11 protein-coding genes are annotated in these 14,558 nt (G+C 49.6%); 3 read left to right on the forward strand and 8 right to left on the reverse strand.

Annotated elements, in window-relative coordinates; translation table 11 throughout:
- Nucleotides 1–7: 7 nt before the first annotated feature.
- Nucleotides 8–1,102, reverse strand: a complete 1,095-nt coding sequence (locus P2W70_RS22980) for a DUF3667 domain-containing protein (RefSeq protein WP_276483879.1) — start codon at nucleotides 1,100–1,102, stop codon at nucleotides 8–10.
- A gap of 209 nt (nucleotides 1,103–1,311) precedes the next feature.
- Between P2W70_RS22980 and P2W70_RS22985 the strand changes: the two genes are divergently transcribed.
- Nucleotides 1,312–2,145, forward strand: a complete 834-nt coding sequence (locus P2W70_RS22985; protein WP_276483880.1) for an RHS repeat domain-containing protein — start codon at nucleotides 1,312–1,314, stop codon at nucleotides 2,143–2,145.
- A gap of 792 nt (nucleotides 2,146–2,937) precedes the next feature.
- Nucleotides 2,938–3,606, forward strand: coding sequence for a response regulator transcription factor (locus P2W70_RS22990; protein ID WP_276483881.1), 669 nt, complete (start codon nucleotides 2,938–2,940; stop codon nucleotides 3,604–3,606).
- Nucleotides 3,607–3,652: 46 nt separating this feature from the next.
- On the opposite strand, the gene P2W70_RS22995 is transcribed toward P2W70_RS22990, so the two are convergent.
- The 6 genes from P2W70_RS22995 to P2W70_RS23020 all read right to left on the reverse strand — a co-directional run bounded on the left by P2W70_RS22995 (nucleotide 3,653) and on the right by P2W70_RS23020 (nucleotide 11,154).
- Nucleotides 3,653–7,930 (reverse strand): AMP-binding protein, encoded by a 4,278-nt coding sequence (locus P2W70_RS22995; protein WP_276483882.1) that lies wholly within the window; start codon nucleotides 7,928–7,930, stop codon nucleotides 3,653–3,655.
- Nucleotides 7,931–7,995: 65 nt separating this feature from the next.
- On the reverse strand, nucleotides 7,996–8,769 hold the full coding sequence (locus tag P2W70_RS23000) for an SDR family NAD(P)-dependent oxidoreductase (protein WP_276483883.1): 774 nt from the start codon (nucleotides 8,767–8,769) through the stop codon (nucleotides 7,996–7,998).
- A complete protein-coding gene (locus P2W70_RS23005; RefSeq protein ID WP_276483884.1) occupies nucleotides 8,766–9,743 on the reverse strand; it encodes a glycosyltransferase family 9 protein in 978 nt (325 codons plus the stop codon). Before P2W70_RS23005 ends, P2W70_RS23000 begins: the two co-directional genes overlap by 4 nt.
- Nucleotides 9,736–9,939, reverse strand: coding sequence for a hypothetical protein (locus P2W70_RS23010; RefSeq protein ID WP_276483885.1), 204 nt, complete (start codon nucleotides 9,937–9,939; stop codon nucleotides 9,736–9,738). The genes P2W70_RS23005 and P2W70_RS23010 overlap by 8 nt, the downstream gene beginning before the upstream one ends.
- A gap of 59 nt (nucleotides 9,940–9,998) precedes the next feature.
- Nucleotides 9,999–10,940 carry a glycosyltransferase family 9 protein gene (locus tag P2W70_RS23015; RefSeq protein ID WP_276483886.1) on the reverse strand — a complete coding sequence of 314 codons (942 nt, stop codon included), beginning with the start codon at nucleotides 10,938–10,940 and terminating at the stop codon, nucleotides 9,999–10,001.
- Entirely contained in the window at nucleotides 10,933–11,154 is a 222-nt protein-coding gene (locus tag P2W70_RS23020; protein ID WP_276483887.1) for a hypothetical protein, read from the reverse strand. Before P2W70_RS23020 ends, P2W70_RS23015 begins: the two co-directional genes overlap by 8 nt.
- A gap of 379 nt (nucleotides 11,155–11,533) precedes the next feature.
- Between P2W70_RS23020 and P2W70_RS23025 the strand changes: the two genes are divergently transcribed.
- The gene (locus tag P2W70_RS23025) at nucleotides 11,534–13,918 is read left to right on the forward strand and encodes an ABC transporter permease (protein ID WP_276483888.1); all 2,385 of its coding nucleotides are present in this window, start codon (nucleotides 11,534–11,536) and stop codon (nucleotides 13,916–13,918) included.
- Here the strand turns inward: P2W70_RS23025 and P2W70_RS23030 are convergent, their stop codons facing one another.
- Complete coding sequence (locus tag P2W70_RS23030; RefSeq protein ID WP_276483889.1) at nucleotides 13,919–14,542, reverse strand: DUF4254 domain-containing protein; 624 nt, start codon at nucleotides 14,540–14,542, stop codon at nucleotides 13,919–13,921. It lies immediately after the preceding gene.
- Nucleotides 14,543–14,558: the final 16 nt, after the last annotated feature.

Consider the following 14,558-nt stretch of genomic DNA (forward strand, 5'->3'; position numbering starts at 1 on the left):
GTGCTTTTTACATCTTCACTACCGCGATGGTAAAGAAGAAAATGAACAAGATCATCAGGGCAAAAAACGCCATGATGTTCAGCAGGATGAATTTCAGAATCGTCATCCCCCTGCTTTGGCCATAGAAATTCCGCATGGCCTTATAGGTATAAAAGGTGCCTGCCAGCAGCAACAGTCCTTCGATCCAACCCATCCACGGTTGGTGGGTGGCATCTTTGATCTTCATGACCGAGAAATAGACCAGCAGGAAAATGAAGGTAAAGATATAGAGGTAGATAAAGAAAATGCCGTGATCGACGTAATAGAACTGTTTATGCCTGAAATACAGCAACTTCATGAACAGGGCATACAGCGGCAGCGAGATGAAAAGCATGTAGGGGAACAGGTGGATGAAGGCATCGATGATATCGGTCCAGAAGGCCCGCTCATCATTTTTGTATTTTTCCCCCAATTCGATGTTGCGCTTGGCCGCCAGCCGTGTCCACCAGCCATCGCGCTCGCTTTCGGGCAAGGCTTTTTGGGCCGAATCGTAGGCTTCAACCGTCTTATAGTGGGTACTCGCCTCATCCCAGTCTACCTTGCGGTATTTCTTTTGGGCTTTTTTCGCTTTTTTCACTGCTTCGCGCACCTTATTGGGCTCGTCGTCGTCTTCATCGCTGTCGCTGCGGGGTGAAGCGGCGGCAATACTGTCTAAAGCGTTCAGGGTACTGTCTTTCACGCGTTGTTTTTCCCGAATCCTTTCTGTCACCTTGGCTACGCCGCCCATGATGACGGCAGAATCTTCTGCATCGCGGGCGCCGGCCAGCAGGAAGTTTTCGGCCTCACTGGCTTTCGCCGCCGAATCAATGACGGCGATGGGCGAATCATCCATAAAGGATCCCTTGATCATCTTTTTGGGTTTGAACAGGGAGAAGAAGATCAGGAAGAACAAGGCCGAGCTGAATACATACATCCGGATGGGATGCAGGTACCGGGCGCGGCGGCCTTTGATATATTCGGCGGGCAGCAGACCAGGTTTGGTGATCAGCAGCTTGGTGGTGCTGAAAAACTTACCGTCGAAGTGCGTGATATCGTAGAAAAAGTGGCTAACCAGTCCCCACACCGACTCTTTTGGCTCAATATTTTCTTGCCCGCATACGTGGCAAAATCTTCCGTTCAGTTCAGCGTTACAGTTTAAACAAATTTTCTCGTGACGTTCTTTGGAATGGGACAATGGGTGATTTTTGGTTAAAAATAAGGAAAGACAGTATTTTAGAGAAAAATTTGGATATCCACCATATGGAAAACAGGCATTCGTTCGTTAGCACGAGCATGAGAACCATGATATTGATCGGCGGCCTTTGTATGGCAGCATTGGGCAGCAGCGCGCAGCACTATTACAATGACCTGGTGGTCACCGGCGAACAAATGAAGAAACGGGCTATATGGTTGCAACAGAAGGTGAAGGCGGTGAAGTTCAATAGCCTCGATGGCAACGGGCAACCGATCGACGGGTTCAAATGTGAACAAATTGTAAAGAACAATACAACGGAGATCTATACCGAAACGACCACCTCGCTATCGGGCAGTTCCACCAATATAGCTTATTATAATACGACCGGACAACTCACTAAAACGGTCGACACCGCCGATGGCAATCGTACCGAGATCACGTATACGTATGATGCGGCTAACCGGATCACGAATATCCTCAGCCAGTCTTTTTCACCGGGCAACTACGTTAACCGGGAACAACACCGCTGGTTTTACGACGGCAATGGCAAACCTGTCCGGATGCAGAAGATCAAAAACAATTCGGATACCACCTTTATCACGCTGGTGCCCGATGAGCAGGGCAATCCCGGCGAAGAGAAAAGCGTACGCCGTGGACAGGCGCAGCCCAGCTACTTTTATTACTTCGACGACCAGCACCATCTCACCGATATCGTTCGGTACAACAACCGGGCAAAGCGATTACTGCCCGACTACATCTTCGAATACGATGAGCAGGGCCGACTGTCGACCATGCTCGTCACTTCCGAACAAACGGGCGATTACCAGAAATGGCATTACACCTACGATGCCAAAGGCCTCAAGACACAGGATGCGGCCTTCTCCAAAACCAAGGCATTGATCGGGAGGATCGAATACAAATACCAGTTTTAAGGTCACCATCCATCAACAACCTCCGGTTACTACGCAGGTTAGATCAACAACTACTACTGATCGCATCATTACGAACTACCCTACGGCTACCGAACATAGACCCCAGTTACTAAATAAATAACCAGTAACCGAATTTCGGTTATTCCAAAGCGCTATCAACAACAAAGGCGTCGTCCCACCGGGATCGACGCCTTTGTTATTGGCCCAACAGCCACTAACTATTTGTAGCTAACGAGATATTCCTATGCGATCAGTATAAGTACGTAACCTGCACCTGTTACTAACGGTACTTCTGTAGGCAAAATCGCCGTTAATACACATCCCGTTTCCATAAATTATACTTGTATAATAGTCGAAGTTTCCCTAATTTTAAATAGTCAGACTTTATGGTACCCATGAACTCCTTTAAAAACGTTAGTTCAACAACTTATCCTGCATGTACATGAAAGTCAACTTCATCTTTACCCCGGACACTTGTCGGGAACCCTGTACCCGACTTGCCATTTCTCCATCACACCGAAATTTCACTTTACTTTCAGATAACCCCTTACGCAACCCGTTCTTATCTCCCTTAATACAGGAATACGAAGCCCGAAGATCGCTCAGCAGACCTTCAGCAAAAGTCATTTCTCCCCCTTAATACTAACCAATACTACCGTTTGGCAAACGCTTACTAATTCAGACTAGGCTCCCTAACATAGGTTCATCAAGCGACAACCGGAAACGATTGTCCGTAGTGCTATGCACATATATAGGTATGAAATCAATCGTGACACATTAAACCATATTACGATGAAAATGAATGCAATAAAGGTCGCCGTAGTTGACGATCACACCCTATTTAGAAAAACACTGGCGAGCTTCCTGTCCGAGCGCAACAATATTGAAGTAGTTATTCAGGCGGCCGAAGTGCAAGACCTCCTGAGAAAGCTGAATGGTGTTTACGTAGATGTACTGTTAATGGACATCTTCATGCCCCATATCAATGGCCTCGAAGCACTTAAAATGATCAAGACGAAATACCCGGCAGTAAAAGTACTGGCATTGTCGATGTGCCAGGACATGGAGCTGCTCAGCGACCTGCTCGACGCAGGCATCTATGGCATCATCTCCAAAACAGACGAACCTGAGGAACTCGTACGTGCCATCGATTCCATTTATGATCAGCGTTTATACCGAAGCCGCTTATTCACCGAAGTCATGTATTGGAGCAAGCAACACACCATCAAATACCATAACGACTACGTTAATGTAGCCCTCAATGAAAGAGAAAAAAAGATACTGGAACTTTTATGGGAAGAAAAAAGTAACAAAGAGATCGCTAGTCAATTGTTTCTGAGCGTAAGGTCCGTAGAAAAGATCCGGCAGGATATGAAAGAAAAGATCGGGGTCAAATCGACCGTAGGCTTGCTAAAATACGCTATCAACAAAAAAGTGATCGGCAATCATATATCAGTGTAAACGATCCACCCTACATTGTCTGCTCCCCCAGACAATGCACTATATTTCAATATCGCTCTTCTCCTATTAATTTCTGGAAAGCGGGCCCTGACACGTCATACGTTGGTGTGGTAAAATACCCGGCGCGTACGCCCTCAGCCAGCATGCAGTGAAACCATTGACTGCTGACTGCGGGAAAACTGATCCCGCCAGCCGATAACAGGTCAATCGTACGGGTGCTCACAATGCTCACCCGCCGTGGAAATCCGTAGGCACGTTCTACCCAGTTGTTCATCAAATCCACCGACCTCTTTGCCGCGACCCCGCCCTCGAAACAGGCAATGGCCGTTGCATAGTCTGCCCGGCCTGTCAACTCCACGGCATAACCTGCCTCTTTCAGCATCGGCACCAGGGCGGCCAGCGATAGGTAATGAGGACTATCTACATGAAAACAGCGCCTGTCCGACCGCCCGCCTCGTATACGATGAACGATGCCGGCAGCTACGATATCGACCTGTGAGAAAGAAAGTTGCTCGGTACAATCATACGGAAACCTGCCCAGTTCCATCATCCCCCGGATGATCTGAAATATCCTGTTCTGCTCTATGTTTCGCTGAAACCTGCCATATACCGAATCGGCTGCCACATGACCCACCCGGTATACGCACCCCGCACCACCTTGGTCCAAAAAGGTCCTGATCATCTTTTCTGCTTCGAATTTTGTACGTTCATAGTCCGACACGAACACCTGCCCATAATCGAAATCATCCTCCGAAAAGAAAGCATGTCCATCACCCGGCAGGCATCCACATACCGAAAGGGTGGAAATATAATGCACCGACTTGCTTTTACCAACGCCGGCCAACGCGAGCACATGATGAATGGGTTGCACATTGGTAGCCTGCAACTCCCGGTAACTTCTCATCAGATTGGTGTCGGCAGCACCATGTATGATCACAGCGGCATGGTCTGCAATCAATCGATACCACGCATCCGTCATGCCCATTTGTATCTGCACCAAATCACCTTTTATGATATGCAGCCGTTTTCGTTGTTCCTCCGGCAGCTCGTCGAAGAAGTGCGCATACGTTGTCAGCAGACGCTGCGCTGCGTGCGCCTCATCCCTCCCGCGTACCAGGCAATACAATACTACACGGGGGTCTGCCAGCAACTGGTGTACCAGGTGAATGCCCAGGAAACCTGTTGCCCCGGTGATAAAAATGACCGTCTCTTGTGCCTGCAAGGTTGTATTACAGGCTATCGTATGCATCGGCAAACCCACAGCAGGCATGGTCGTTTTCACCCACAACCACCCGTCAACCGGCCTCCCTCCATTCCCCGCCTTCATCACTTGTTCCAATTGACCGGAAAACCTATCGGCAATACGCTCCACCACCGCTTCACTAAAATAACGGCGACTGTATTGCAGATCAATCTGCAAAGACTGACCAATAAAGCGGGCAGTCAGGTATAACTTGTATTGCTCGTGCGCTTCGTCGCTTCTTGTATGCCCGGCATTGAAAGCAGATGGCCGCAGTTGAATAGCTTCATTTCCAAACCGGGCAGGGAAATGCCCCAGGTAGTTGAGCCGCACATCGCCATTGGCGTAGGACGGTAATCCATGTGGATAATTCAGGTTGAGGCGGTTGGCCTGTTCAGCGACAGCCTGTATCACCTTAGTACACCCGGCCGCATCGGCTGTCCCATCCACCGTCACAGGCATCGTGGTAGCCCACCACCCGACAGACCGGCTAAGGTCTGGCAAGTCATTTTCCTGCGGACGGCCATGAAACTCTACGTCTACCGTAAGCGCCGGCAGCGAGAACTCTTTGATCAGCGCAGCAGAGAGGGCATTCAACAGCAGGCCATTGAAAGAAACCGGATGATCACCAAGCCCCCGCAAATAAGTGGAAGCGCCAGGTGGAATGACGGCACACAGGACACCCACGGGTACTGCACTAGTCCTGCTGTTACTTCCTGCCCTGGGCAGCCTGTACATTTTGGAAGTATTGAAGGACTGTACCCGGATTGAACCAGCCGTTGCTGCAGTAACTGCCTGGTAGAAGGCATGCACGGAATTTTCGGGCGCCATCAATGGCTGGCGGTGGGCCAGCAGCGCCGCATAGGCATCGCACAATTCCTCAAGAATAATGTTCCAGGAAATAACATCTATCACCATATGATGAGCCAGCAGGTACACATGATCCCTACCTGACTGATCGATAAATACATGAACGATAAACAAGGGGCCTGCTTCGAGTGAGATCCTGCCCATCAAACGTAGCGCTTCTTCCTGCATCTGCAAAGCAAGTGGGCGTCCGGGATCCAGCACAGTTACCCCAAAAAAAGCATCGGTGCCTCCAACTCTTATCACAGGACGTCTGGCATAATTTCGAGACAGCAACAAGTGGTTCTGAACGACACTTTGAACGGCCAGTCCCATCTCCCGCAACATGATCTTATCGGAGGCTTCCAGTAAAACAGCCTGGCAATAGCGGGACTGATCCCACTGGTCGTTGCCCAGCCACCAATGTTGAGAGGCCGTAACAAAGCCATCGCGTTCATAGCTAACCGGTGCTTGCCGATTTGACCAGTCCGGATCAAGCGCCAGCAGATCGCGCAGCACGCTATGATTGTTCAGATCGGTTATGTGCACGTTGTAACCATGACGTTGGAGTTTCCCTACAAACTGAATGGCCAACAGTGAATCGCCGCCTGTCTCAAAGAAATCATCTGCAGGGTCGATAGCCGTCTTTTGCAACAGGGACCTCCAGGTGTTTTCCACCACCGCCTTCCAACCAGCCACAGGGTCTGCCATTGCAGCGTCGACCATGGGTATTGACGACTGAAACCGCTTTTTCAACGCTTGCAGGTCGATCTTCCCGTTGGAATTATAAGGAGCCTCCCAATAAAAATGGAACAGGGACGGTATTTTATAGGCAGGTAAACTATTTACCAGCCAGTCATGCATATTAATATCTGCAGCAACACCCGACGGCAATTTAACGTAGGCTTCCATCACGGTATGCGATTCCTGACCGGATAAACATACATAGGCATTTTCGACTGCAGGATGGGCAGCAATGGCCAACTCGACCTCACCCAGTTCTATTCGATAGCCCTTAACCTTTACCTGCCGGTCCGTACGGTACAGGAATTCGTAATTGCCATCCTTGTGTTTCCGGCAAATGTCACCCGTCCGGTAACTGACGACATCCTTGCCATCTACCAGCTTACGAAAAAACTTATTCTGGTTTTCGGGTTCATTGTCCAGGTAACCGCTACTGATACCCGGCCCGGTAATGTACAGCTCCCCGGTATCTCCCTCCTGCGTATCGATAAAGCAGACCCCATTGCCCAGGGGGCTACCAAGCGGAACCGAACCAGACACTGCAAAGTGTACTGAATCCGGCTCGATCTTGAAGGCAACGGCACCAATCGTGGCTTCTGTAGGTCCATAATGATTGTACAGGTGCGTACAAACCTGCTCCGCATAAATGATCTTTATAGTTTCCCAACTGAGTTTTTCCCCGCCCAGCACGATACTGTGTACTGGCCGCTTCAGCGGTTCACGCAGCCCCGCCAGCAAAGCCAGCAAATGCGAAGGGGTGATCTTGACAAGCGATATGTTGTCCGCTTCGATGATCTGCCAGAACAAAGCCGGATCAGTCGACTCTAACCTGTTCATGATCCGTAACATCCCGCCCGACACCAGTGCCACCAACAAATTGGTGAGGCCCAGGTCGGCAGCAAAAGTGGACGCGTGAATGGCAGCTACTTTATCCGGAGCACCCAGCTTTGCGTGAATGGCATAAGCATAATGCAACACGTTTCCATGAGATATCTGAACCGCTTTCGATTTGCCGGTAGTACCACTGGTCAACAGGATATAACACAGATCGTCCGGCATTGCCCGGGACCTGAGCGTACTACCCGGCCTGGGCACCACCGCCGCATCCAAATCTTTGAAATCAATGACCAGGTTACAACCGAAGTCCACCACTTCCTGTAGTGCGGTGGTATCGAGCACCACAGCACGCGCTTTTACATCACGGGTCTTTGCCGCATTGGCCCCTATCCCTTCTTCCTGGTCGAGCATTACAGGAATGGCTTCGCAAAACATGACTCCCCAAAAGCAGATTAAACTGGCAGCATTTTTCCGGCTGAAGACGACGATCCGGTCGTCTTTCCGAATGCCCTGCATTTCCAGAAAGGCAGCGACCTGCTGCGCCTGCTCCCACACCTGGCGATAGGAATATGCACCCGAACTATCCTTCAACGCAATGGCATCAGGACATTCCTGCGCCATTTGAAACAACACATCAGCGAGGTTATTGATTTGCATAGTATAGCTATAGGTAATAAAGGAAACCGGCCTGTCATGAAAGGCGCGCCAACCATACTGCGCGATCAGGGATAGGCTTGCCGGGTAGGCCGGATGGATACATTGTCCATGTGCACATTGCCCGGAAATCCAACGATGTATCGGATCACCGTGGCTACATCCTGTGGTGTCAGTATAGGACCAACTTCCCTGGAATAGGATTCGAACCATTGCAGATCGTAGCCGGCCGTTTCCTGAAAATTCGTACCGGTAAGCCCCGGCTCCACAAGGGTAACACGGATGCCAAGTGGACCAAGTTCCCGGCGCAGGGCTTCGGTAAGTCCGTGAGCTGCAAATTTGGTGGCACCGTACACCGAATTGAAGGGAGATACATTTCTCCCGATGGTAGACCCCACCACCACGATGTCCAGAGGATGGGAAATAAAATCTCTGTCGGGTGAGGTACGACTTTTCATATGCTGGCTAATACACCGCAGCTGGCGCATCAACCCTTTTATATTAACATCGATCAATGTATCCCATGCTTCCTGGTCAGAAGTGATCAGGGTGCCGGGCAACCCCCGGCCGGCGCTGGCTACGAAAATGTCCGGCGCAGCATTCCAGGTGTCCAGGCATTTGTCGATGCAGGCTGCGGTCACCCATTCTTCGCATACATCCCCCACTACCCATTCCAGGCACGACGCACCCGTCCGGGCAATGATCTCTTCCCTGGCAGCCAACAGCGCAGTTTCCTTGCGCGCCACGAGCACGATTCTAACGCCCTGCGCGGCAAGCTCACACGCAGTAGCTTTACCAATACCCGAACTACCGCCCGATATGATGGCTATACGATCTTTCATTCTGTTAGTTGTTTTCCGCCCCATGTTGAAATGGATAAAGCGCCTGCCTGTACCCCAATCCGGCTTTCCACCTGACACCGCAACGCCTGCTTCACTTCCTCCACGGCGATACGATCCATACAGTCATGGGTATAGGGACAAGGGTCGCCATTGGCGAAATGAAAACAGGGCGCACAGCGAACCCCTTTGTAAATATTGATATTGTTATCGTGTCCCCAATGAACGGGGCTGGTATCGCCGAAAAGAACGACACCCGGAATATTAAATGCATTTGTGGCATGCGCCATACAAGAATCCACACCAATGAAGGAAGTAGCATATTTCAACAGGCAAAACATTTCCCGGATACCCATCTTATCGCTTCGCCAGTCAATAGCCCCCGCTACCTGCGGTTCATCACTTTGTCCTACCTGGATAAACGTATATTCCGGAAGCTGACGCACCAGCTCATTCCATCTATCCATTGGCCAGTGATGATTGACGGATGTTCGGGAAAAGATGTGCATGATCACCACGTTCTTAAACGGCGCCAGCTTCTTCCGGGCATTCTGCTCTTCCTTCTTCGTAAAAAATACCTGTATGTTCTTTTCTACAAGCCGCACATTCAAATCGGCAAAAATCTCAGGCACGATTTCCTTAATACTTTTATCGTACAACCAGGACACTGGTATGTGATTGTACCGAAGGCTATAGAACTTCAATTTCTCCGGGTTAAACAGGTGACCGCGCTTCCAGTGTTTATTAAAAAGGTAACAATACAAATGATAAGGATATCGCCATAGATAGAGCGGCGGCAACATGCGCACGGAGTCGACATACGGATTGTGGCGCAACACCTCGAGGTGCGATCGCTTCACACAATACACGATCAACCGTCTTTGAGGATGACACTCTTTGACTGCCCGGAGCGTTGGAGTACACAACAGCATGTCGCCAATACCAGCCCGGGTCGTAACTATGATATCATTACGCATTCAGCATCCATTTAATTTCGAGCAACCGGGCCGTGAACACTTCCCGCTCCAATATCAGAAAACTGCACAATTCCCGTTTGCGCGACATATAGGGTTGTGCCATCTGCCCGGCTATCGCATCATTGATCTGCTGCAACTGTGCTTCAAGCGCAGCGATGCGTGCAGCCACCGCCTCGGCGTCCCGGGAAACTAGCATCTATATAATTTGATCTATTATAAATCGAAACCAATCACTTACCTGGAAAGAAAATCCATTCAAACGGCAACGGCCGTCTCCCACCCCCGCCTGGCGGCTATCTGTACGCACAAAGCATTTTTTACCTCTTCTACACCTATGTACTCCATACACTCGTGATGATACGGACAGGACGCCTGCTCTACAAAATGATGGCAGGGCGAGCAGGAAAGCCCCTTGTAGATATTGATATTATTATCATGTCCCCAATGAACAGGGTTGGTATCTCCAAATAATACGACACCGGGCATTCCCACTGCATTGGTAGCATGCGCCACACAGGAGTCAACGCCAACAAATGACAAGCAATATTTCAACAAACAAAAAACATCCCGGATATCGGCCATTTTTCCCCGCCAGTCTACAGCGCCCTTCACCAATGGCTCGCCACGATTACCCACCTGGATGAAGGTATACCCCGGCATCGCTTGTATCAATCGCTCCCATCTTTCCTGCGGCCACATATGGTTTTGCGATGACCTCGAATAGATATGCATCAGGATAACGTTACGATAAGGCTCCAATCGCTTACGCGCCTGTGCTTCTTCCCGCTCGCTAAAAAAAAGCTGAATTCGTTTATCCTGCATGCGCAAGGGAATATCGTTAAAGATTTCAGGCACGATCTCCTTGATGCTTTTATCGTACAGCAATGCCACAGGCACATACCCGAAATTGAGACGATAGTATTTTAACTTTTGGGGATTGAAGAAATACCCGAATCCGGGCTTATTGGTCAGGTAACAGTATAAATGATAAGGATACCTTATAAGGTACAGGGGAGCCAGCATACGCAGGGAATCGATATAGGGATTGCCCAACAATGCCTGCCGATGGTCTTTTCGCAGGCAATACACAATCATCCTGGCTCGCGGATGGGTTTCCTTCAATGCCTTGATCGCAGGCGTACAAAGCAATACGTCACCTATACCTCCACGGGTGGTAATAATGATCTTTTCAGGCATACACCATCCATTTTAGTTCATCCAGCCGGGCTGATAATACCTTCTTTTCCATATCCATAAAAATGCAATACTCCCGTTGGCGGGAAAGCAACGGCAACGCAACTTGTCGGGCTATGGCTTCTTCAATGAGCTTCAACCGTGCTTCCAGCACAGCTATCCGGGCTTCAACATCCGCATGGTCCCGGCAGGGTCGCCTTAACAGGATTTCTTCCAACTCGATCTAATTTTAGAGACAGACTCAGGAAAAGATGGACAGGCATGGCTATCGCCAGGCAACTAACACCTAGCCACTTTGAAGGAAATGAAGTTCAGCTTACGGGTCTCACCAGCCATCGCAAATTATCAATAAACCAGCTTCGCCCTGCTTGTACCAACCCCCTTTCTTATTGCGGATTTTACTAAAAGTATCCTGATCAGGTGCTGGTTAGCTTTAGTAACGGCTCTTCCACCAAACAGATACGGCAGACTGGTTATAAAAAATACCGGAAACATCTTCCTTTCAACCAATTCAAGTATATTTGACAACCAACCATTCAGTATATATATTCATGATATATACAAACCTTTTACACCAACTACCTTAAAATAAACCTATGATAAAGAATTATCTGAAAGTCTCCATTCGTTACCTCCTCAGAAACAAGGTCTTCTCCCTGATCAATCTGCTCGGCCTGGCCATCGGGCTCACCGTCTGCATGATGATCTTTCTGTTCGTCACCAACGAATTCAGCTTCGATCAGTTTCACAACAATGGAGATCGGATATACCGCGTCATGCGTCAGTTCGACGACAACGGCACCCGGCGCAACAATTCGTTTATGGCAGGCCCTTATGGTCCGGCTTTAAGAAATGACTTTCCCGATGCCATCGGGAAAATGATACGGGTAGAACCTGGCAATAACCTGATCACTTTCGGCGAAAAATCGTTCAACGAGAAAAAGATCATCTATGCCGACAGCGGCTTTTTCACCTTCTTCACCTTCCCGCTGATAGCAGGTGATCCCGCTACTGTACTCAACAATCCCGAGAGTGTCGTACTGACCGAATCAACCGCCAAAAAATACTTCGGCAACGCCAATCCCATGGGGCAGATCATTACGATGAACCAGGAAGCTCCTTTGAAAGTGACCGGCATCGTCAAAGACATTCCTTCCAACTCGCACCTCGACTTCGACCTCGTATTGCCGCTGGCGCGCAACTATGGATACGATAATTTTAATAAATGGAATGGTAACCGCCTGCATACCTATGTAATGCTCAATGAGCATGTAAATCCGAAACAGCTGGAAAACCAGTTTCCCCGTTTCATGGATAAGTACATGGGAGAGTTCATGGCGCAGCGCGGGAAACGATATGACCTGAGCCTGACGCCTCTTCACGACATTTACTTCAACCCCGCCAATCCGATGGATGAATCGCGCAGCGGTAATAAAAGCGTGGTCTATATATTCTTGTCCGTCGCAGCATTGATCCTGCTGATCGCCTGCATCAACTTCTTAAACCTTTCCACGATCCGTTCCGCCGAACGCGGCAAAGAAGTAGGACTACGCAAAGTGGTGGGCGCTTTGCGCTACCAACTGATGTGGCAGTTCATTACCGAATCGATACTGCTCACTTTGATATCGTGCATCATCGCCACAGGCTTACTCCTGGCCTTGTTGCCCTGGTACAACAACCTGCTCGACAATACGCTGAGCTTTTCACGTCTGTTGATGCCCATTGCAGCATTCGTCCCCCTGGCCATCCTGATCGTAGGACTCGTAGCAGGCAGCTACCCCGCCCTTGTCCTCTCCAGCTTTTCACCGATCGTTGCACTCAAAGGCAAATTGCGTGCAGGCAAAGGCGGCGCTATGTTCCGGAAATCCCTGGTGGTTTTCCAGTTCAGCATATCGGTATTCCTGATCATCTGCACGATCATCATCAACAAACAAATGAGCTACGTCAAGAACAAAGACCTGGGCTACAATGAAGAGCAAACGGTGATCATTCCGCTCGACAACATGAATATCCAGAAAGGGAAATATGTACTCAGGAATGAATTGCAAGGTCGCAGTGAGGTAGTGGTAAGCTCCACGATGTCGGGCGAACCAGGCGGTTATTTCGACGGCATGGCCTTCCTGGCAGAAGGAAAAGGAAGCGATCCTTTTAAGTTCAAAACAGAATTTTCCGACTTCGAATTCGCCAAAACCCTGGGCCTGAAGATCATTGCGGGAAGGGATTTTTCAGCACAATTCCCAACAGACTCTTCCGACGCATTGCTCATCAACCAGACAGCTGCTGCCGAATTGGGCTTTACACCAGAACAGGCGATTGGAAAATGGATGAAGAACGTATCCAGGGATAGCGTAAGCCGGCGCATCGTCGGGGTCGTGGAAGATTTCAACTTTGTATCCCTGAAAGAGAAAGTACAGGGTCTCGTAATCGCCCCTACGCCAGGTGGCCGACGCGTGGTGCTGGCAAGACTGAAACCCGGGCAAATAGAAGCAGGCCTGTCGGCCATCAGAGAGGCTTATAAGCGCGTCGCCCCGGCCTACCCATTTGAATACAGTTTCCTGGACCAGAAATTCGATACCTTATACAAGGCAGACATCCGGCAACAGACCATCCTCAGCCTGTTCTCCGGACTGGCCATCGTAATTGCCTGTATGGGTCTCTTCGGTCTCGCATCCTTCACAGCAGCCAAGCGGATCAAAGAGATCGGTATTCGAAAAGTACTTGGTTCTTCGGTGCAGGACATCGTCGTACTGCTGCTGAAAGATCTGCTGAAGCCCGTATTGCTCGCGGCCCTTATCGCTACCCCCATCGGCTACCTGATCATGTACAACTGGCTGCAGAATTTTGCCTACCATACAGGACTGGAATGGTGGATATTCATCGCCTCTGCCGGGATCACGATCGGCATTGCGTTGTTCACCATCAGTTACAAGGCGATACAGGCCGCGCTCCTCAACCCTGCAAAAAGCCTGCGTATTGACTAGTTAATCAACAGAAACAGACCGCTTGGCATAAAGCACCGGATTAAAGGCAGGATCGTTGTACATCTTCAATTGACGGTACACCTTGTTGACCTTTACTCCGGTGCTAACATCTTCCTGGAGCCAATTGATCGCCAATAAAAGATCCTCCTTTTGCGCCGAGAGTATCCGCATTCGTGCCATACACTTATCCTGGTGATCGGCCGATACACCGCTACGCTCCAGCTCCACCCCGGTATGATATACCTTGAGCGTCAGGATCGATAAACGGTCAATCGCCCAGCCCAGGCTTTCACTGTTGTGCCGGGCCCCGGCCAGCGGCACTACCTGGCAGTATGCTTCCTGAAAGTGATCGTCGATCTGCTCAACCCGGTCGGTACGTTGCTGATTGAGGTGATCGATACGCCGTTTGATAGCAAGCGCATAGCCGGGATCAATAGCAGGATCGCGCACCATATCCTCAAGATGCCATTGCACCGTATCGATCCAGCTCTTCTCGTACAACAAGGCATCCAATGTTCCCTGACCGAATGGATTTTGAACAAACCGGTCTACATCATCGAATAAATGATAGTCACAAACAGCGCGCTCGAATACCGTATAACAGTGTTGCGAAATAGTATCCATGCGTAATAGTTGAAAA

Origin of the sequence: Paraflavitalea pollutisoli, assembly GCF_029360705.1 — a bacterium.
GTDB classification, from domain to species: Bacteria; Bacteroidota; Bacteroidia; order Chitinophagales; family Chitinophagaceae; genus Paraflavitalea; species Paraflavitalea pollutisoli.

Excerpts from the sequence above, each read along its gene's own strand:
- P2W70_RS23010 (WP_276483885.1), bottom strand. The coding sequence starts at position 9,939 with ATGCTAGTTTCCCGGGACGCCGAGGCGGTGGCTGCACGCATCGCTGCG.
- P2W70_RS23025 (WP_276483888.1), top strand. The coding sequence starts at position 11,534 with ATGATAAAGAATTATCTGAAAGTCTCCATTCGTTACCTCCTCAGAAAC.
- P2W70_RS23030 (WP_276483889.1), bottom strand. The coding sequence starts at position 14,542 with ATGGATACTATTTCGCAACACTGTTATACGGTATTCGAGCGCGCTGTT.
- P2W70_RS22995 (WP_276483882.1), bottom strand. The coding sequence starts at position 7,930 with ATGCAAATCAATAACCTCGCTGATGTGTTGTTTCAAATGGCGCAGGAA.
- P2W70_RS23000 (WP_276483883.1), bottom strand. The coding sequence starts at position 8,769 with ATGAAAGATCGTATAGCCATCATATCGGGCGGTAGTTCGGGTATTGGT.
- P2W70_RS22985 (WP_276483880.1), top strand. The coding sequence starts at position 1,312 with ATGAGAACCATGATATTGATCGGCGGCCTTTGTATGGCAGCATTGGGC.
- P2W70_RS23015 (WP_276483886.1), bottom strand. The coding sequence starts at position 10,940 with ATGCCTGAAAAGATCATTATTACCACCCGTGGAGGTATAGGTGACGTA.
- P2W70_RS23005 (WP_276483884.1), bottom strand. The coding sequence starts at position 9,743 with ATGCGTAATGATATCATAGTTACGACCCGGGCTGGTATTGGCGACATG.
- P2W70_RS22990 (WP_276483881.1), top strand. The coding sequence starts at position 2,938 with ATGAAAATGAATGCAATAAAGGTCGCCGTAGTTGACGATCACACCCTA.